At 41.9% G+C, this 20660-nt stretch carries 20 protein-coding genes; 14 read left to right on the plus strand and 6 right to left on the minus strand.

Translation table 11 applies throughout. From position 1 onward, the window contains the following. Positions 1–148 precede the first annotated feature (148 nt). Positions 149–1357 carry an IS110 family RNA-guided transposase gene (locus BVG16_RS30575; protein ID WP_078501439.1) on the minus strand — a complete coding sequence of 403 codons (1209 nt, stop codon included), beginning with the start codon at positions 1355–1357 and terminating at the stop codon, positions 149–151. 239 nt (positions 1358–1596) lie between these two features. Between BVG16_RS30575 and BVG16_RS30580 the strand changes: the two genes are divergently transcribed. The 10 genes from BVG16_RS30580 (at position 1597) to BVG16_RS30630 (ending at position 11474) form a co-directional block, all read left to right on the plus strand. Next, positions 1597–1803, plus strand: coding sequence for a hypothetical protein (locus BVG16_RS30580; protein ID WP_078502986.1), 207 nt, complete (start codon positions 1597–1599; stop codon positions 1801–1803). Between the two features lie 265 nt (positions 1804–2068). Further along, complete coding sequence (locus tag BVG16_RS30585) at positions 2069–2542, plus strand: hypothetical protein (RefSeq protein ID WP_144027545.1); 474 nt, start codon at positions 2069–2071, stop codon at positions 2540–2542. A 348-nt stretch (positions 2543–2890) separates the two neighbouring features. Then, a complete protein-coding gene (locus BVG16_RS30590) occupies positions 2891–3505 on the plus strand; it encodes a CPBP family intramembrane glutamic endopeptidase (RefSeq protein WP_078502988.1) in 615 nt (204 codons plus the stop codon). Between the two features lie 175 nt (positions 3506–3680). Next, positions 3681–4289, plus strand: coding sequence for a hypothetical protein (locus BVG16_RS30595; RefSeq protein ID WP_078502989.1), 609 nt, complete (start codon positions 3681–3683; stop codon positions 4287–4289). A gap of 597 nt (positions 4290–4886) precedes the next feature. Continuing rightward, the gene (locus BVG16_RS30600) at positions 4887–5348 is read left to right on the plus strand and encodes a GNAT family N-acetyltransferase (protein ID WP_078502990.1); all 462 of its coding nucleotides are present in this window, start codon (positions 4887–4889) and stop codon (positions 5346–5348) included. A 283-nt stretch (positions 5349–5631) separates the two neighbouring features. Beyond that, positions 5632–6570 carry a GNAT family N-acetyltransferase gene (locus BVG16_RS30605; protein WP_078502991.1) on the plus strand — a complete coding sequence of 313 codons (939 nt, stop codon included), beginning with the start codon at positions 5632–5634 and terminating at the stop codon, positions 6568–6570. 343 nt (positions 6571–6913) lie between these two features. Then, positions 6914–7477, plus strand: a complete 564-nt coding sequence (locus BVG16_RS30615) for a sigma-70 family RNA polymerase sigma factor (RefSeq protein ID WP_078502993.1) — start codon at positions 6914–6916, stop codon at positions 7475–7477. Then, positions 7443–8726, plus strand: coding sequence for a DUF4179 domain-containing protein (locus BVG16_RS30620; protein WP_078502994.1), 1284 nt, complete (start codon positions 7443–7445; stop codon positions 8724–8726). Before BVG16_RS30615 ends, BVG16_RS30620 begins: the two co-directional genes overlap by 35 nt. Positions 8727–9088: 362 nt before the next feature. After that, positions 9089–9442, plus strand: coding sequence for an acylphosphatase (locus BVG16_RS30625; protein ID WP_078502995.1), 354 nt, complete (start codon positions 9089–9091; stop codon positions 9440–9442). Positions 9443–10085: 643 nt separating this feature from the next. Further along, positions 10086–11474 carry an FAD-binding oxidoreductase gene (locus BVG16_RS30630; protein WP_078503037.1) on the plus strand — a complete coding sequence of 463 codons (1389 nt, stop codon included), beginning with the start codon at positions 10086–10088 and terminating at the stop codon, positions 11472–11474. 450 nt (positions 11475–11924) lie between these two features. Here BVG16_RS30630 and BVG16_RS30635 read toward each other — a convergent pair whose 3' ends face one another. Continuing rightward, on the minus strand, positions 11925–13865 hold the full coding sequence (locus BVG16_RS30635) for an N-acetylmuramoyl-L-alanine amidase (protein WP_233147213.1): 1941 nt from the start codon (positions 13863–13865) through the stop codon (positions 11925–11927). Between the two features lie 506 nt (positions 13866–14371). On the opposite strand from BVG16_RS30635, the gene BVG16_RS30645 reads away from it, so the two are divergent. Together BVG16_RS30645 and BVG16_RS30650 are read left to right on the plus strand one after the other, a co-directional pair. Next, a complete protein-coding gene (locus BVG16_RS30645; RefSeq protein WP_078503039.1) occupies positions 14372–15004 on the plus strand; it encodes an ArsR/SmtB family transcription factor in 633 nt (210 codons plus the stop codon). A 185-nt stretch (positions 15005–15189) separates the two neighbouring features. After that, positions 15190–16527 (plus strand): MFS transporter, encoded by a 1338-nt coding sequence (locus tag BVG16_RS30650; RefSeq protein WP_233147214.1) that lies wholly within the window; start codon positions 15190–15192, stop codon positions 16525–16527. A 130-nt stretch (positions 16528–16657) separates the two neighbouring features. On the opposite strand, the gene BVG16_RS30655 is transcribed toward BVG16_RS30650, so the two are convergent. Further along, positions 16658–17527 carry a helix-turn-helix transcriptional regulator gene (locus BVG16_RS30655; protein ID WP_078502997.1) on the minus strand — a complete coding sequence of 290 codons (870 nt, stop codon included), beginning with the start codon at positions 17525–17527 and terminating at the stop codon, positions 16658–16660. A gap of 126 nt (positions 17528–17653) precedes the next feature. On the opposite strand from BVG16_RS30655, the gene BVG16_RS30660 reads away from it, so the two are divergent. Then, complete coding sequence (locus BVG16_RS30660) at positions 17654–18487, plus strand: phytanoyl-CoA dioxygenase family protein (protein ID WP_233147215.1); 834 nt, start codon at positions 17654–17656, stop codon at positions 18485–18487. A gap of 7 nt (positions 18488–18494) precedes the next feature. Here BVG16_RS30660 and BVG16_RS33805 read toward each other — a convergent pair whose 3' ends face one another. From BVG16_RS33805 to BVG16_RS30675, 3 genes are read right to left on the minus strand one after another with little or no spacing between them, the layout of a single operon-like run. Beyond that, entirely contained in the window at positions 18495–18887 is a 393-nt protein-coding gene (locus BVG16_RS33805; protein WP_078502999.1) for a GTP-binding protein, read from the minus strand. Then, on the minus strand, positions 18824–19585 hold the full coding sequence (locus BVG16_RS30670; RefSeq protein ID WP_158081843.1) for a GTP-binding protein: 762 nt from the start codon (positions 19583–19585) through the stop codon (positions 18824–18826). The genes BVG16_RS33805 and BVG16_RS30670 overlap by 64 nt, the downstream gene beginning before the upstream one ends. After that, positions 19515–20090, minus strand: coding sequence for a transposase (locus BVG16_RS30675; RefSeq protein ID WP_233147220.1), 576 nt, complete (start codon positions 20088–20090; stop codon positions 19515–19517). The genes BVG16_RS30670 and BVG16_RS30675 overlap by 71 nt, the downstream gene beginning before the upstream one ends. 101 nt (positions 20091–20191) lie before the next feature. On the opposite strand from BVG16_RS30675, the gene BVG16_RS30680 reads away from it, so the two are divergent. Further along, a complete protein-coding gene (locus tag BVG16_RS30680; RefSeq protein WP_078503002.1) occupies positions 20192–20551 on the plus strand; it encodes a hypothetical protein in 360 nt (119 codons plus the stop codon). The last annotated feature ends 109 nt before the right edge of the window (positions 20552–20660 follow it).

Raw genomic sequence — 20660 nt, forward strand, 5'->3', positions numbered from 1 at the left:
STRCSSATNDATACTNTRYCHNAGCDTAAACCAGCTAATCAAAGTCAAGATTCAACAGATTTAAGATTTCAGAACTCCAAAGAATGCAGACTCAAATAAGCCTACTGCAAGAAGCGAGTTAATGGTAAAATATAACTATTAATATCCGTTATTTGCTCTGAAAGGGCGCGTCGTTACTCAAAATTCCGTAAATCATGCGCAAAAGCTTGTTTGAAGTCGCCACAATGGCAACTTTGGCAGGTTTGCCTTCAAGTCGTTTTTGCTGGTAATATTGCCATAGAATCGGATTTCGAGGGCCGTGGATTTGCTTTGAGATACCCCCAACTGTTGCTTGGTAGAGCGCTGTACGGAGATATGCAGAGCCCCGTTTTGAGATACGATTCTGGTTTGCTTTAAAGGTTCCTGACTCGTAAACAGATGAATCCAGCCCTGCAAAAGCGGTCAACTGTTTCACGGAAGGGAACCTTTTTATGTCCCCAATTTCAGCGTGAATCATTGCCGCAGTAATCGGCCCCACCCCAGGGATCGATCGTAGTAGGTGGTAGGCAGAAGATTCTTGAACTAAGGATTCCATTTGTTTTTCGAGTGCTGTAATTCCTTCTTGGTAAGCCTTGAATAACCCTATGAAATTCTGCATTGCAAATATATGCGCCTGAGATCCACACGGATCAGGAAGGCTACTCCGCGCAATTCCCAGAAGCTGCGCGTATTTATCTTCATTCCAAGTACGACCTCTTCGATTCAGCATAAGAATGGTTAATACGTCCTCTTTGTCCGCAGTCAGTAAAGCTGAGGGGGAAGGGAATTTAGTGAGAAGCTGAATGGATGAAGGGTTGAAAATGTTCTGAAAAGCCTTGTCATAGCCCGGAAAAGCCAAATCCAGAATGGAACGGAATTGCAGCTGAACTTCACCAAGAAGAGCTTTCCATTGGGCATGTTGGCGACAGAGAAACCGTAGTTCAGTGACCTTTTCATCCATTGGCATGATTGGCGTACCTTCCCCTAAATAGAATGCATTAGCAATTCGAATTGCATCAATAGGATCGGTCTTTACCTTACGAGTAGAGCGCTTTTTGAGCTCATGAGTCGTTAAGGGGTTTAACAAGAAAACGGGATACCCGTGCGAGAAAAAGAAAGAAGCAATAGGCTTCGAATAATTACCAGTCGCCTCCATAACGACAGTTGGTCGCAGCGTTGTAGATTCTTCAAGCTGAACAAGAACTGAAAGCAATGACGAAACATGATCAGGTGAATGGGAGAAAGAGAAGGGCTTTTTCACTTGTACGCCATAGGAAGTGAAGGCAGCGGCAACGCTCTTCCCCTTCGCAATATCGATACTTAAAACAGGTTGATTCATATGACCTCCTTGGATGACACTAGGACCCAAAACAAATGCTCTCCACAGGTTGGCACGGTGATACGGGCTCTAGGCCCAACCAGCTAAATCGGGGTATGAACATTGCTAGGGCTGAAACACTTTATGTGACGAGATCTAAGTCCCAACACCACATTCGTTCTTAACCCAGTGCTAATCTTTTAAGTATAAAAGAAAAGCTCATCCCCGATGAACTGGGATGAGCTTAATATACCAACACCATGTTCACGCTTCGGGGCATTCGCCCCTCGGTCCGGCAGGAGTTAGATGTAGGTTCGGAGAAGTATTTGACAGCTGCAGGGACGCGGAATCAGCCAGACACATCCGCACCGATTAAGCGCATCGCGCCCGGCGACTTCGTCGCCTTAAGTCGATGGGGTGTCGTAAACACATTAACGTTATCTGCAGTTCGTGTAGTGCCAAAATAAAAAATAATAATTGAACATGCCGTGTGTTTTAAGCTAATCGTAAGAACCAAAAGTGAGACGATAATCCAGTGCAAGAATTTGCTAAAGAGAATAAACAAGCATCGCCAGTATGTGTTGGCAATAAAAGAAGTATATCATATAGTGGAAAAGATAAATTACATTATAGTAAAGGGTAGATATTTCAGAAATGAGCAACACTAGTCAGACCATAAAGTGGCTACTGGTGGTTAAGCTTAACCTTAGAAGGGTTGGAAATTAAGTGGTCGTGTACTGGCTAAGTTTATTGTTATTCACCTTACTCGGAAGTTTTATGTTCTGGATTTTCCTCTACAAAATTGTATGGGAAACTTGGAAAACTCGAAAAATAAATCCACGAAAAAAGAGAATCAAAAAGGTTAGGCGGACGTTTTTCGGCAAAGTGAAACATATTTTCGGGATTGGATTATCTTATGTTTTCATGTTAGTTTTATTTATTGGCATACCTACCTTCTGTTTCTATATTGCAGTTCCGACTTGGTTAGACCTACCTGCTGTGATTACAGGTAACTATGCCGAGGTGACAGGTCATTTAACTAACAGTGCCACTGTTGAGATGAAAGGTAAGTCATGGGGTTACCCATACTATGCTTATATTGATGGAGAATTCTATTCTTCTCTAGTACCGCTTGATGCTTTTGAGGATCTAACAATTACTGTGAATTATCTACCGCACACGAAAGTAATTGTGGACATGCTGTAACCACTCTTAGCGAACGGCTATTTTAGATGAATTTTGGGAGAGAGCAGATAGGAAAACAAAAGGAAATAAGAAAAAGTATGGAATTAATAAAACAAGGTAATTGAAAATAGCTATAGAAGATCGAAGATGACACAAACAGCAGATAACTTCGTATCTACGCATCGTCGCTAACGCTCCTTGGTCTGCCCGAGGTTTTTCGGGGGAAGATGACTCAGGCAGACAACCCTGCGAGGCTAAGTCCGTCGGACCCGGTCGCGTGCGCTCCCTTAAGCCTCTCGGGTTCGTAGATACAACAACGTTAGGTGAAATTCCTGAAAGATAATATAAGAATCATTTGGAGAGTGATTAATGATATATCTTTGCTTATCGCTACTCTTAACCTTTTCGTACAAGCTAGTAGAAGTAGCTATTAAAAGTACTCCATACAGAAGTGGTGGTAAATATACTGTATTATGCTGGGCAACTGTGATAGCAGCTCTCATTCCCCTATTTAATAGAAATTATATTTTTAAGTTGCCAGTTGAATATGATAATGCATTACCAATGTTTCTTCTACTTATTATTTTTACTGTGATCGCAGCACGCTTCTCAGGCTATAATCCAATTGGGAAGTACAACATCATTAATTTTGTGATAACATTTCCGGTTGTAGAAGAGATTATCTTTAGGGGATTGATATTACCAAACATTAAACCTTTTATTGTCCCAACAATATATATGGATGTTTTATATATGCCAGTAACAATTCCAGTAATCATTACTGCATGTCTGTTCGCAATCTGTCATTTGCAATACTACAAATTATCAGTCGAAAGTTTTCGATTTATGATTTTTGCATTTTTAGGTGGAATACTGATGGGAGCTATGACAGAGATGACTCAATCAATTTTGTTTTCACTTATATTACATATCGTATTCAATTCATTTTCAATTCTCTTTTCAAAGAGAATAATAAAGATATAGTTTGTGGTTTGATCGAGGAAGCGTAACCAGCAGACAACCCTGCACTACCTAACCGCATCGCGGCCAACCGCTACGCTCCTTTAAGGTAGTGAGGGTTCGTAGATACAAGAACGTTATGTGAAATCAGCGTAATGCTACTAAGCAATTGAAAGTCAATCTAAAGGAGTGCGAATACATGGGGTGGAGTGAATTGAGAAGAATTCCAAATGAATATAATGAAACAATTAAAGAAATCGATGAAAGAATTATCGACTTAATCTATACTCGTCGATCTATAACCGAAGGCAGAAGATTTTTTCCATCAAGTGAGCAAATAACACAATGGTCATTAAGATTTCAAATGGATGAATCTCAAATTAGGTTTATAATTCATAATTTGCAAGATCAAGTTAGACCAATTATTCCGGATGAGATAGGTGAACTTCAAAACGTTTTATCAATTATGAAAAAGTCGATTGTAGAGTCTTGCGAATATACATTAACTCATTCTATGCAATATAAGAATGTGAGTATTGTCTTTGTAGATATTAGGCTTCAAAATGCTGAACAACGTGAAGTTCATCTTAAACCTAATCTATTACTTGAGATCATTAGTGACCAACAATTTTTAGTTCGGAGATACGGGAGTCATGGGGGAGGGGCACAAACAGAGATGCAATTCATTATTTCTCCACCAATACCAGAAACCCTTGATAATCTAGAATTTTCATTAGTTCCAAGTGCAAATTTTTTGGAGAGAAAAATTCAAGAAATAGTCTTGGATAAACAAATTGATTTTAACTAAAGACAAAGAGCAATTTTGGAGTGAATTCGAAGAAGTCACTGACATCATATAACATTATATTCACGCATCAGAAAATATAAATATATGAGAACATTTGTGCGTAGGTGGGGGAATAGGTGAAATATAGATAACAATTGAATCTTGGGTGGGCATGGGTTCAACAAGAAAAAGTAAAAACCCACCCAAAGATTAGAAGCCAAAGGTGGGTTTTTGTTCCTGAATGACTAAGAAGGGAATATACCATCCAAGCCAATTGTACTGACCAAGTGTTCGACGCACTTGGTCTTTATTAAATAAATAATATCACACTTGAAAACATGTATCAAAACAGAAATTGAAAAAAGTAAAATATTATTAAAGTGTTTTGTTTATGTAAGCTCGAAGAAGTCATCTCCAACATATAACACTGTATTCCTGCTACGTCACGTCCGCTCCCTGGTCTGCTTGAGGCTTTTCAGGGGAGCAGACAAACCCTGCGAAACTAAGTGGCGAAGCCACCCAGTCGCATACGCTCCTTTAAGCCTCTTAGGTTCAGGAACACAACAACGTTAGCCGAAATTAAAGAAATAATGATGGAACACGAAAGGAATATATAAAATGAATCTAATCCGTATAGAACCAATTGATAAACATAATTGGGAAGAAGCTCTTTCAATATCTTTACATAAATCACAAGAGAAGTTTGTGTCTCCTATTATCGAATCTTTAGCATGGGCTTATATAAAACCGTGGGATGAGGCTTTTGATCCATATATTTTGTGCAGGGATGATATAACATTCGGATATTTCTTTCTTTCCTATACACCTAATAGTACGAATAATTACTGGATCGGTGGTTTTCAAATAGACAAGGATTATCAAACGATGGGATTAGGAACACAATCTCTTAGAAGAATATTAGAATTCATTCAAGAAACGCACCGACAATGTGAAGTAATATCTCTAACAATCGAAAAAAGTAATAATCATGCCAGAAAGCTTTACGAGAACTTCGGATTTATTAATCAAGATAAAGAGAATCAATATGGTGAGATTATATATAAGCTAAAGTTAAAATAAGTCCATTAGCTCGCTTCGATAAAGATACAGCCACATTGGATAATTTTCTGATGTGGCCATTTGTGTAATATATCATTTCTAATTGATTATTATATATTTTCATTATGTTTTCATTGCTATAATTTCATTCATATATTCCAGAATTAGTTTAACAATGGATGGATTAAAGCCGAAGCAGCTAACCTCTGCGATACTTTGTGTAAGGATTTTATTCAAGGTAAAACCGTTTACTATTCATTCTAAAAGCAATCAATTATTTCGTTTTAATGAGGAGGAATGGCGTGTGAAATTAGCTGATTGGTCTGATGATATGAATGATTATGATTTATCAAGTGAATATTCTATTCGAAAGGCCGACCCTGAAGAATGGGGAGTCTATTGTTCCGTTTATTATAATATGCGTTATAATGGTTTTTTTAGGGAAGAAGGCTTCAATGCTCCGCGAAGAAACGCTTTTTGGATCTATAAAGGAGAATCAAAAATAGGTGGAGTAAGGATGGAGCCAAATATTATATATCATTTATTCTATATTCCCCCATTCAAAGATTCATTTGAGGTACTGAAGCTTCTTAAAAATATATTAATAAAATGGTCTGATAGAACGAAACATATAAAGACCTTTGAGGTTCTTCCAGACCAAGTTAATTTATTTGCGAGGGCTGGATTTTGGCCAGATGAGTTCAGATGTCGTTGGATGCAGCGCCCCACGGATCATTTCAACGTTATTTGGGATAGTAATCTTATGATTAAGAGTCCCCAAATCATAGAAAATGGGATGGGTGCTAAGCGATTCACTAATGAAGACGAAATTGCTCATTGTGACTTTAATAGCTTTGCAGGAGGTTTTGAAGCAGTAAGGAGAAAAAAGTCCTCTCTTGAAGATTTTATACCTAACGAAGATCCCAATTTAACAAATGAGATACTAACTCAAGCGTCTACACTTGTTTATGATCAGGATACGGGTCAGCTTATTGCAAATTGTCGCCTTTGTTTACAAGACAATCAAGCAGCAGTATACAGTATAGGTGTCATCCCCGCTTACAGAGGAAGAGGGATTGCTACACGAATGTTACAAAGAGCCCTGACGGGCCTTAAAGATAAGTATCCAGTACTAAGATTGTATGTCATGGAAGGTAATGATGCAGAGTCAGTCTATCTTAATCTCGGGTTTGTTCCAGGAGTACAGGAGATACAAAATATGTTTATTATCCCATATGAATGACTCCGAAGGGAAAATTGCCTAAGTTTGCGCGGGGATCATTACGGTAGAATATCCATTTGTGTTACTGGATTCGCTCTTAAAGGCACACAGCATAGAGACATTACACGCCGCATAAAATGAGATTTATTTTTGTTATGTCCCCAAGTTTCTGTCATTTTTATTTGACAAGAACTTGGGGACATTGCCGTTTTTGACAAGAAGATGAGCACAGTACCGATTAACAAATAATGAACAACCTCCTAGGGGATGTATTATCTTCCCTGTGACTTGGGTAAAAAGTTTTTTGTATAAAATGAACTTTTTATACCTCTGGGGTCTCTTATCTATGAAAAGGGGAGAGAACATGAAAGTAAGCCATCTTGTCAAACAAGCCCAAAAAGGCAACAAAGAAGCTTTATTACAACTCATCATGGCCGATCAGGACGCTTATTATCGACTTGCGTATACCTACATGGGGAACGAGCATGATGCGATGGATGCCATGGAAGACATGATTGTCACGCTGTATGAAAAGATCGATCAATTGCAAAAAGGCGAAGCATTCTACAGCTGGAGCAAAACCATTCTCGTCAATCGTTGCAGAACATTACTCCTCAAAAAAGGGCGATTGCTCCCTTTGGAAGACGAGCAAGAACAAACCATCGCTGCATTCACTGACGATAATCCGTATCGCCATATAGAGTCTGAGTTGGATATGCAGGTGCTGCTATCCCATCTGAATGCACAGCAGCGGGAAGCGATCGAACTTCGATATGTTCATGATCTTCCGTATCAGACGATTGCGGACATGACCGGCGCGCCGCTCGGAACCATCAAATCAAGAATCTCACAAGGCATACTTAAATTGAAAGCCATGATCGGAGGTGATCGTTATGGAGACGATCGAGGAGAAATTACAGGAGTATAAGCAGCAGACGGTGAATCAGATGCATGCGCCGTCAGAACTTGAGGAGAAACTACGGAATGCGCTGCATCGTGTTCCCAAGAAAAGGAGAAGCAAGACGAAAGTGGCGGCTTGGATATCATCAGCAGCTGCAGCGATTATTCTCATGGTTGGCGTTTACGAGTATCCTGCCTTAGCTTATTTCTTTAACATCAACTTGAACGCACTTAGTTTTGCTGAAGTGGTGGAGCAGGGATACGGTCAACCTGTTAACAAAAGCACAACGCTTCAGGACGGTACTGTCGTTACAATACAAGGTGTCATCGCTGACGATAATGTATTTCGAATGTATTACACCATTGATCGACCTGCAGGCATTGCGTTTACGGACGATGATTTTCGTCGATACGGATTTGAGAACTTGCGAGGGTTCTTGACCAATTCAGATTCGCTAAGAGGCGGCGGCGGGCCTGGCAAGAACAAGAGCCAGTTCGTCGGAGATCATGATTTCAAGCCTGTTAGTCCATTCGCTCGATCCTTAACGGTTACATTTACGGAGTGGTTGGATAATGGGCAGAAGCTATCTTATCCGATGACCTTCAACTTTGAAGCGAATAAGGCGATGAAGAGTATCATTAAAGAGGATCTATCCGCATCCATCGCAGTCGATAAAGGGACAATTCATTATGACCATATTACGGCTTCCCCAACGTCAACCATCGTGAAGGGACACTATAAATTAGAAGAGTATCCGAGATTTTCAGGTGAAACCAAGCTGTATGTGAATGGAACAGAAGTGGGCAGGAGTCGAGCAGGGGGACGTAATCCTGATTTTCAACTTCAATTCGCCGCATTCCCTACGGATAATATTCATTCCATTGAGCTTGTCCTCGAAAATTTCGAAGGGTATCACAAAATCAATGAACCCATCTCGCTATCGTCACCTTCTGATCGATCCATTAAAGTCGGTGATGAAAAGTTATGGATTCGAAGTGTTACGAAAACCGATACAGGCTATGATATCGTCATTGCCAGAAAACAGTTTACGTTCTTGGAAAGGGACAATTTATCCATCCAAGCTGGTGGTAACGTCGTTCCGGTATCTTCAATCTCCGAAGAACGTCCTTGGGATTTGAAGAATGGCAACATTATGTGGGAACAGACGTATTCTTTTAACACCACGGACAAGCCGGAATTCCTGCTGGTGGACGGATACCAGTATATTAAAACCTACAATAAGAAAATTTCTATTCCTGTAGATAACAAAAGATAAATCATGCTCTTGTAATAACAGCAGCTCATCACCTTATGTCATACAACACAACAGAGGAGTTCTTAGCTTTAGGATGAACTGTAACCCGGAAGATAGACACTTCTGAAAAAGAGTGGCTATTCTCCGGGTTTTTGTTTTAAGTAAATAAGTCTTCTCCTAACTTCATGACAAGAACTTATTTACTGGACGAAGATTAGATAATTACCTAATCAGCTTTGATGGTTGAGTGGAGGGACTCCATTCATGTAACCAGGCAGGATAGCTTAATAATTTCGCGAATACTTTACAGGTCGTTAATTGAAGGTGGTATGTTTCAACAATCCGAAAAATAAAAACAGTAATAAAAAGGAGTCTACGGAAGAATGAATGTTTTTAAGAAATTAAGAAATGATTATGTAATTTGGCATGCAAATCGTGTTAAATTCCCAAATTTTAGACCAAGCATTATAGTCAGAAAAAAAGTAGTTTTTTCTGGTAAGGTGCAAAAGGTAGGATTCCGCTTGGAAATATATAGTATTGCTCAAAGAATGAAATTAACTGGATGGGTGAAAAATTTAAAAGATGGAAGTGTGGAGGCAGAATTACAAGGGGAAGAGGTGAAAATTGATTTTCTGGTCAATTGTATGCGGTCATTGAAACGTGCGTCAGTAAAGAATATGACAATAATTGATCTACCTATTAGAGAGGCTGAAGAAAGCTTTACAATAGTGAAATAAAGTACATATAATACCGCTCGCAGTTGCTTGGTAAAGTGCATAATTCGTGCGTATTCATACGCTTCAATCAGCAAAAAAGAGGCTATCCCAAAAGGATGGCTTTTAAACTTGCCGTTACAGACAGCGCGGTGGACCGAATGCTACGGGCAAGTTCATGTGTTCATTTCGTTTAGCGGGCTTTGTACCCGCAACCTCCTGTGCATGACGACTTCGTTTTTTTTACTCTTGCTCCACATTTCCCTCGAAAAGGAATGCAAAATCCCGTATCAGGGCAAAAGCCCGAATTGGATTTGCATAATGCTTTAGTGTGTGCAGGGTTCTTTTTGCTGAGATTTTCATTTGTGCTTTTTTTACTGTTGTTTAGTTCAATAATTTTTTTGCATCATTCTCCACATTCATCCAAGCAAATTTTTACAGGCTAACATCCTATGTATTCGAGAGCATTTCCTACATCGGTTGTCTTGGTACGGTAAGAAGAAAAAATGCGATAAGGGATGGGAGAAGGTTGATCGTAAAAAAGCTCGTTCGAAAAGTGAAAGTAAGTAAGAACACGTTGCGAAAGGTGAAAAATAAAAGGTTCAAAGATAAAAGGTTCAAAAATAAAATACCAGGATTACTGATCGACAAACAATACGCACCTCGAATATTAAGACTTGGCAAGGAACCTGAACTAACTGGACGTATCGTTGAATCAGGGAATTCACAATACAACTCAGCTAGACGAGAGTTCAACACCTACTTTAATAAATTCCCGCGAGTGGTCGTATTTGCCCAGAAGAATCAGGATGTAGTCAATGCTATACGTTGGGCTCGCTATAATAAAGTACCCATCCGCATGCGCTCAGGACGCCACAGTTATGAGGGATTGTCAGTCGTTAACGGAGGAATTGTAATTGACGTGAGCGACATGCAACAGGTGGATGTGAACCGAAAGCGTGGTACAGCGACGGTACAGGCCGGCATTAGGGGCGGTGCCTTGAATTCGGCTCTTTGGGAGGAGGGGCTGGTCGTTCCAGTGGGGCTCTGCCCAACCACAGGTATTGCCGGAGTTACGCTTGGAGGCGGGCACAGTATTCTATCTCGTCCCTATGGTCTCACACTCGATCATTTGGTCGATATCGAGATGGTTAACGCTGACGGACGCATCATTCACGCCAATGCTACCCAGAACAAAGATCTGTTCTGGGCATTACGTGGAGGGGGAGGGGGCAATTTCGGAGTATGTACGAATTTTCGCTTTCGTACCCATCCTATTGAAACCGTCGGTTTTGTCGAAATCGGTTGGGATCTAAATGACCTGGAGGCAGTACTTCGAACTTGGCAGGACTATACGGTTCCGGGGGCTAACGAGCGACTCACCGTTACCCTTGGGATAACTAACGGGCGTCAATCCACGCAGTCAAAATCTGCAAAACAGCAGTCGCAAGTAGGTTTTCCAATTCTGATGCAAGGTGTCTTCCTCGGATCGGTTAAAGAGCTCCGTCAAGTACTGCAACCTATACTTCGAGCTGGATCGCCAAGGAAAGTAGTTATTGAGAGGATCCCTTGGATTGAGTCTGTTAGACTGGTTGCGAAGACTACGCCAACAAAACCTTATCCTTTTAAGAGCGTTGGACCCTACGTTTTTCATCGGTTGCCTAAGTCTGGCATTTCCACAATTCGGCGTTTCATTGAATCACCACCTACCTCCGGAGTTTCCGTCTTTTTACATGGTCTAGGTGGTGCGGTGGCAAAGGTGCCAAATCGGGCTACAGCTTACTACTATCGCCGGGCTTTGTATAATATGACTCCCTCGGCCACTTGGAACACACAAGAGGAGGCGAATCGTGGGATTCGTTGGGTTGAGAACTTCCGCAGGGAGATGCTCCCTTTTACCAAGGGTGTTTACGTCAATACACCCGATCTTAAAATTAAAAACTGGCAACAGGCCTACTTCGGTGGTAATTTTGAAAGGCTGACACGAGTTAAAGCACAATACGATCCGAAGAATATCTTCCATTTTCCACAGAGCATCCCGCCAGCTCGCCGATAAGATTAGGCGATACATTAGAAGGGGATAAGTTCTTCTTCGATGTTTGGTAGACATGCTAATTTAGAATAGAAAAAATGCAGTCTTCGAGGATTATCCGAGGACTGCATTTTTTCTGTTATCCGTTCAAAAAACTGTGGCAGTCTAGGACGTTACTTTCTCGACATCTTCAAATAAAACTTGCCGTTACAGATAGTGTGGTGAATCGTATCATAAGTAAGCACAAAGTTGTTGTTAATGGAAGCGTCAAAGAACAATTCAATGTCCTTGACGCTTCTCTGGTCGGGATTGGCTTATGCGATTCCATCTCATTCATTGAGTTGGCTTTCAAGTTTACGCTGGTCGTTTATCCTTTTATCTTAAGCCTTAAATCAAAGGGACAGCCTCTTGTATTTAATCAATTTACTCCCTTACGACCCATTACGTTATAGGAAATCCTGAAGCATAGCTAGCTCAATCCTCATTCTCTTCTTCGTTCACCGAATGCTTACGTACCTTCTCGACATCAGAGGCTTTCACAAAGGCGAAGCGGTGGTTGAAGAATATTCGGTAGAACTCTTCTTTGCCCTTGACCAGTTTATTGGTAACATACGGGTCATTCGTGAATACCGGAGCATCGTAATAATCGCTTTTGTCTTTTTCCACGGCAATATAAGACTGTCCCTGTGAAATGGTGTACTGAAGCGGGATCAACACATTAGGCGTGATATCTGACGGATATGCAGTTTCTTCCGGATATGCAGCACCATAGACCGAAATGGAGACTGCGCCAGCTTTCGGAGTGACTAGCATACCCTTACCTGAAACCGCATTCTTTCCTTGCGGGTTATAGAACCAAGCTTTCTGTCCTCCGAACCAAATTGCGGTCCAATCGCCCTGCTTGTCGGCAAGTGAGAAGGTCTGCCCTACGGAAGCCTTGGCGCCTATGCTGAACCCGTCTTGCTTGTCTTGATTGACAAGGGCGGGATCATCAATTAGATCGGCGTTAAAGTTAGGCTCTTTATATAAATAAACGAAGTTAGATGGCTGAGCAGGCGCATCCTTGATATATGGCTGGTTGGTCTTAAAGTCAGGCTTGATTGTCACAATGTCCTTAATGTTATGCTTAGAGCTGATCGGTGCTCCAACCAACTCCATGTAGTGCTCCCAATCCCAGAAAGGACCGGGATCCTGATGCATAACACTTTGACGTGCAGGAGTTAGACCCGGTACTTCATTATGGCCAATAATATGAGCCCGATCGAGTGGAATATCGTATTTGTCTGCGAGATAACGAACCAATGCAGCAGAAGAACGGTAGAGCCTCTCTGAGAACCAGGTTGCGCCTTCCATTGCAAAGCCTTCATGTTCTATCCCAATGGAATGCATATTGAAGTACCAGTTACCTGCATGCCATGCTAGATTCTTGTTCTTGACCATTTGCACAATTTGTCCGTCGTAAGAACGGATAACATAGTGAGCGCTGACATATGAATCTGGATCTGTAAAAATATTAATCGTATCCTGATAGGTTTCTTCGGTATCATGAATGACGATATAACGGATATCCGGACCGAATTTAGGACGGTCGGCAAGATCATAATTTGAATAGTCCGACGGGTCATCCCCGTGCTGCTCATAGGCTGCAGGAATATATCTGCAGTTGAGCGTGCGAGGGCATTCTGCGGTATCAGGCTTCGTTGGGCGCAGCTGCATATTTTTAATGGTATCGATGTTAGGCTGCACTTCTTTTTGGGGCAGGATGAGCTGCTGTCCTTCCGACGTCTGTCGCGACACTCCTTGCTGGATCGTATCAAATACATCATCGGCGAACGCCAATGCGATCCCTGACTGTGGAGAACCACTGTATTTGGCAACAACACCATACCAATCGGATTCCGATGCCGGAAGTTTACCAAGTGTTTCCTGTGCGTACTTTGCCAATAATGCGGCACCACCCCGAATGTTGCTCGTAGAGTCCCGCTTCAACAACTCGGGATCGACGTTCAATAGGTGTGCCGCCTCTGTTAGGGTGTGATGGCTAGGATCGTCTATCAAAGCTGATGTGGGGTTTCCACCGTCGGCTGCCTGATCTTCTTCATTATTCTGACTCGTATAGTCGGTCAGATGCATAACGCCGTATCCCCCTGACGTACTAGGTTCACCCTGATGATGCTCCCACAGGGAATAGTTGTAGGAAACGGACATCAAAATGCTCACAGGCACGCCAAACTCCTTAGCCGCGGATTCGAAGGCTTCCTGCAACGAATTCGATTGGTCTTGCTCCGCATAGACAGAAGGCAAGGACTTGAAAGGAACAGGAGCTCCAGGTGCGAATCCAGCAGCCATCAGTGAGGCGACTGCAAGAGCAAGCGATAGCTTTTGCCATTGGATTGTTCGAAGTAGTTTCAACATTTTCCCTCCCGAATAATTATGATAATGACTCCGATTAATAAAAAACCCCTCACTCACCACACTTTCCATAAAATGAAACTCCATCTCTAATATATTTTTATGAAATTAAAACATGAACAAAATTTAAAAATCGAAATATTATTTCATAGGAAGATAGACGATATGAGGGGAGGCAGGGAACGATCGGATGATTATTAAGGCATTTGAATCGGAGCGGGATGGCCATCTAGAAGTACTCCAGCAGGCGTTGAAAAGCAAAACTTTTCGGCCCGGGTCCGCATCCCGAAAGCAGATTGAACGCCTAAGCCCGGAGCCATACCTACCGTGTGAGATCGAGTGGTACAAGCCCCGGCAAGTCGAATACTAGTCGCCAATGGTAAGGGCATTAATAGATACCGAAATAAATCGTTGACGTTGTAACAATAAACACATCCACCTCAACTATTCAAGTAAACAATTGAATAGTTGAGGTGGATGCATTGGTTGACGAAAGAGCTTTAAAGGATATGTTGTATAACGAATTTGCTCGCATTGGTAAAAGTATTTCAAGTCCTAAACGATTGGAAATACTTGACCTATTATCGCAAAGTCCAAAATCAGTTGAAAAATTAGCTAAAGTTACAGGGATGTCTGTTGCTAATGTGTCACAACATTTGCAAACACTCTACAATGCAAGATTAGTCAATTGTAAGAAACAAGGTAATTTTGTTAATTATGAACTAGCTGATTCTGCTGTTTCAAATTTTATGAGTAGTCTTCGCAGTCTATCTGAGAAACAATTGGTTCAAGTTCAACACATTAAAAAGGAATTTTTAAATAATCATTTTGAGATAGAAGGAGTGTCATTACAAGATCTTAAAAAACGAATGGAAAATGGAGAAGTGTTACTCTTGGACGTAAGACCTAAAGATGAATTTGAAAAGGCTCATATCCCTGGTGCTATCTCCATTCCAATTGAAGAATTAGAAGAAAAATTAGCCTCATTACCATCAAATTGTGATGTAGTTGCTTATTGTAGAGGTCCTTATTGTTTAATGTCTGTAGAAGCTGTTGAACTATTGAAGACTAGAGGAATTAATGCTTTTAGATTAGAGAAAAGCGTGCAGGATTGGAAGGAATTTATTAATCAAGAAGATTGATTCATGGAGGAGATCGTATGAAATTAAGGAATGAATTTAGAAACAAAAGATCCAGAAAAAGCATGGAATGCATTTCGTATAGCTAATACAGCTTTATCAAGACAGCATGAAGTATGAAGGATTGTGTTGATTTAGTAGAGTGGGCGGACAAGATGGTCACATCTAAAAATATAGGGGAGAACATCATGGTTAAAGAAGATTGGATACAAAGTTACATTGATTCTCCAGAAAAGCATAGAAAATTATATCAACGCACTTTAATTATCATTGTTATTTCACAAATTTTCGGTGGTGCAGGACTTGCAGCAGGTGTAACCGTGGGAGCTCTTCTTGCACAAGACATGTTAGGGGCAGATAGTTTTGCAGGTGTTCCGGCCGCGCTATTCACTTTGGGTTCAGCTGGGGCAGCGTTACTTGTAGGGCGGCTTAGTCAACAATTTGGACGACGTATAGGACTAGCAACAGGATTTTTAGTTGGAGGTATAGGAGCAATCGGAGTGGTGATTTCAGCATTAACTAGTAATATACTACTTCTTTTTGCTTCACTACTTATCTATGGTGCCGGGACTGCTACAAATTTACAAGCACGTTATGCGGGTACAGATCTTGCTAATTCTAAACAACGAGCTACGGCAGTCAGTATCGCAATGGTGTCAACCACCTTCGGTGCGGTCGCAGGTCCAAACTTGGTTAATATATTGGGTCGATTTGCAACATCCATTGGAGTGCCTGCACTAGCGGGTCCGTTCATTCTAGCTGCCGCAGCCTACATCCTCGCAGGTTTGGTACTCTTTACTTTACTTCGCCCAGATCCTCTCGTCGTTGCAAAAGCAATTGCAAATAAGCAGAGAAAAGAAGAAAGCAATTATTTAGCTGAGAATTCTAGCCAACTAACAATACAGAAACGTGGAATCGTTGTTGGAGCTACAATAATGATTTTAACACAGATTGTTATGATATCTATTATGACCATGACACCTGTACATATGGGACACCATGGACATGGTTTAAAAGAAATAGGAATAGTAATTGGCTTCCATATCGGCGCAATGTATCTCCCATCGCTTATGACGGGCTTCCTTGTAGATAAGATTGGTCGTACCGCAATGGCGATTGCTTCTGGTGCTACTCTACTTGTTGCTGGCATTCTAGCAGCTATTGCACCAGCAGATTCTATGGTATTACTCACCTGTGGTCTAGCTTTACTTGGGCTTGGGTGGAACTTTGGCTTGATTAGTGGCACGGCGCTCATTGTGGATGCAACTAACCCGTCCACTCGTGCTAAGACACAAGGATCTGTTGATGTCTTGATCGCTTTATCGGGGGCTTCGGGAGGAGCATTATCTGGCATGGTTGTAGCTAATTCCAGTTATGCGACACTCTCAATTGCAGGAGGCATCATTTCACTACTACTTATCCCAGTTGTTGTTTGGTCCCGTAAGACCAATTTAACAGAATCTAATAATTCCTTGCAGGGAAAATCAAAGAAATATAGTGAAAAAGGAATGTCAGAAAAACTGTAAGGGTAGAATGGTTTGATTTTAAAAGTTGCATTTATATAAACAACAGGTGGAAACTAGAAGGAAACTTAACCATAAATATATACTTCTAAGCCTTTTGTCCGTAGCTTTAATTTTTCCACAATACCGTCTATCAAGAGGATCTGCGCCACTGTGAGGGTGACAGACCGATATATTTTTTGAATACGGTGGAGAAATGCTGGCTGGTCTTATAGCCTAGATCCATCGCAACTGTTGTGACGCTGACCTCTTGTTGACGAAGCATCTGACAGGCAATATCCATTCGCAGCCGATCGATATAATTAGCAGGTGACTGCCCATGCATATCATGGAACAATCGGTAGAAGTGGGATTCGCTTACGCCAACCTGATCAGCGAGCTCCTTATTAATCCATCTCGTTTCAGGCGCTGCTTGGATGGTTTCGGTCAATTTAATCATGGCCTCTTGGAAATCAAGTGGGATTTGACGGTTAGAAGACGGGTTCAGCATTTGCAGAATAATGTCGAGTACGTAATGACGTACACGGCAAGAAGCCAGTGACTCGTTATGCTCAATAATGTCTCTTAGCTTAGTAAATGGTTCACGAACACGATTATCCACGAATACGACTCTTGGCAGCTGCTGCAGCTGGTGATGAATCTCCATACGGTCTTCATCTTGTAAATTTAGCCACCCGGAATGCTCGGATGGATCCGCAATAATCATCCACCAGATACTGCATGGCTCGATGAAATTAAGACGTGCACTATGCCATTCTCCAGGCCGAGTGTAGAAGACCTGTCCGGTGTGGGAGGGATATAAGTGACCGCCTACCTCCCAAGTGACCTTCCCGCTGTCCACGAATACAAACTCATACGAACGTTCATGTTGGTGGACGATTAAAGGAGAAGCTTCATGAAATCGGTCATAGCCTAGCATGATCAATTCAGGTATGTGGGATAGCTTAGCCGACTCCGGGAATTCATACACCCAACGCATTGTTTCATTCTTTATTTTCGCCATAGTTACGTTCCTTATCGTTTCTAATGATCTCTTATGTTTCCAATCCTATTTGATAGGTTTTGGAAAGTCAATGCTCATCTTGTGGTCTACAATGAACGTAGTAAGCCACTTTCAAGAAAAGATGAGGTGTCCATATTGGGAGTTATTAATTACAACATTACAGCAGCGGATAAAGAGAGGTTTGATCAAGACGGTTATTGGATCAGCCCGAAATTACTGGATGACGAGACGATCGAGCGTCTTCGCGGTGCGCATGAGCGTATTTGGAAGAAAGATTATGATGGCTCTGGTATGCCTCTTCATGACTTCAATCTTTCTGACAATCCATTTGCTCTTCGTAAATTCGATAATGGCTGGTGGATTAACGATGAGGTTTGTAGTGTCGTCACGGATCCGAATTTAGGCCAAATGGCTGCTGAGCTCCTGAACGAGGACGAGATTCGTCTATGGCATGATCAAGTGATCTACAAGCCGGGTACTTCAGGCCAAGAAACAAACTCAGGGAATGTTGGATGGCATCAGGATTACGCCTATTGGCGCTCAAGCAGTACTCCGAATATGGTAACCGTTTGGATTGCGCTGCAGGACACGGACCTGAATAATGGCGGCATGATGACGATCTTGGGTTCACATAAGTGGGGCGCTGTCAAGGGAAGCGATACTTTCTTCGAACAGGATATGACGATGCTGAAGCAGCGTTTTGCAAATCGAGATTGGGTAGAGGAGCCTTGTATTCTAAAAGCTGGCCAAGCAAGTTTCCACCATGCCCTTACATTCCATGGCTCGGCAACAAATTTCACCGACCAGCCGAGGTTGTCTGTCGTAGCACATCTAATGCCTGGAGATACCTCCTACAAAGAGGGCAGAGCTCGGCATGATAATGTTCGCTTGCTTGGCCCACGTCCGCAGTTTGGACAAAAGTTCGATAATGAATTCTTCCCGTTACTTTATTCCAAATAGCCAATCATTACGGTGAAGGGAGTAGTCTTGCCCATGATTGCTTAATGAGATCGATGTCCATATCCAGTCCAATAAGGACAATATAGGAATCATCCGTATCAGCACGTGTTTTCTCCCAGTAAATGCGCTTGCCTGCGAACTGCATGAGCTGTGTCTCCTGATGTGCAGCGAACTTGATGTCCCCTTTGGCGCGGATGAGCTGGTTGGACCATTGCATGATGAAATGTTCCACTTGAACGCGAGTTATCGAGCCATTCGAAGGGCATGGAAGACAAAGCGTACGGAGCCGGGTATGCGATGGGATCACGCTCGGTTCCGATCTTACTGGATTCCGTTCTAATACCGGGTTGCTTGAAAGACGAACGGTGCGATGAGACATGAAGGGATGCGGGTCTTCCATGTGTTTTTTTCTAGCAGCATCGAATCCATGATAGGACCTACATCGATCCGGCTTTGCATGGTACGAACGATTTGAGCTCTCTCATTTTGTTTACGGATCATTTTCTCGATTTTGAGCAGCTGATTCTCTTCCGCAAGGTCGATCTTATTCAAGACGATGAGGTGTGTGACTTCGATCTGACGGCGAAGTGTATGTACCAATTGCCTATCCGATGCAAAAATACTGTTATAGTCGAGCGTATGTTCGGCATCCAATACAGTAATAATCTGCTTCACATCCAAGCTCCGTACAAGATTTGGCTCGGATAGTGCGTCTGTAATTTCCTCGGGGTTCGCCACGCCTGTTAGCTCGATCAAGATGATGTCCGGCTTCTGATCATAGCGGAGCTTCAGACTTCCTGCAAGTTCACTTTTTTTGCTGCAGCATACACAACCGTCTAGCAGTTTTTGCAAGGCGCCCTTGCTGTATCCTTCGAGCAAATGACCATCCACATCCTGTTTGCCTAACTCATTCATGAGCACCCCTGGTTTCAGGCCGCGCTGCTGTACTTCTTCCATCAGACGAAGTAGAGCATGCTCTCGCACACATGTCGGGGCGAAGTATTCATTGAAGCCTTCCAACTCTGGTTCACGCTTTCGGGTTATAAGCAATGATTGCATCAGCTTTTGTCTTGCGGATTTCTTCGTAAATAGGCTCATAATCATAACCTGCATCCATCGTCGCATAGTTGAACGCGTATTGAAGAAACTGTGCCTTTATCCCCTTTAGTAAAGCAATCGCTGCTTTTCCATCGTTCATATTCCCAGATGAAAGAAGTGCTCCGAGAATATACTGGCTCTGTGTTCCGACAGCAAGATGGCCTTTGTAGCGGTACCAATAGAAGTTTTTTCCTTCGCTGTTGCATTTAATGCCCCATTCAGGTGCAATGGGCATTTGCTGTCTTAGCTTCTCGTAGGACTCAGGCAGCAGATCAGCGATTTTCTTGTCAAAGATGGACTTCTGTTCTTCTTCAAGCTGTTGTTGTAGCAACCAGGCTTCTCGCTCATGCTTAGCTTTGCGACCGCGCTTCTTGGGTGCCTCTTTTATTTTTCCTTGTTTTGCTGGAGCTTGATCACGTGCTTCGAAGTGGGTAGCATCAATGGCAATCGTATCGTCTGGAATAAATCCTTCTTCTAATGCGAGCTTTAATACGTGTTGGCCCACCTCTTCCAAGGCGTGACTCTGACTTAACTTTTGAATAAGACGCGAGTACGTCGCTGCTGAAGGAATCGATTCTGCCAGAGAAAACCCGTAATCTAATCGCGTTGTTAATACTTACAGGATGTAATCAATCAAAAATAAACAATTCTGAACATCCAGCAACTGAAACAACTCACAACCCGACAACAAAAGAAATTCTCACTCAAAATCCGAATGCAGATATTTTTCAACACAAAGGAATCATTTACACAAATGCAAGTAACATTGAATGGGTACAACAAACAGAACTAACAATTGGTGAGATTGTTGGAACAATTAGAAAGCAATATATAGATGGGATTACTTTTGAAAACGAAATGGCGACCAAACTTCCAGTTGGAGCAGAAATTTTTGAGAGTGGTCAAATACTAATTGTTAATTTAGATGGTAGGGAAATCAGATATCTTGGTTTAATTGAGGGTTGATTCATTCAACGAACGGATAAATTTATTCAATAATTTGAACCCACTGCTAGCAAAAGCGGGAACGTTTTATGTCGGATGTTGGCTTGATTGGTGTTAATCGTTCCTAAAT

This window comes from Paenibacillus selenitireducens (assembly GCF_002021565.1).
GTDB classification, from domain to species: Bacteria; Bacillota; Bacilli; order Paenibacillales; family Paenibacillaceae; genus Paenibacillus_K; species Paenibacillus_K selenitireducens.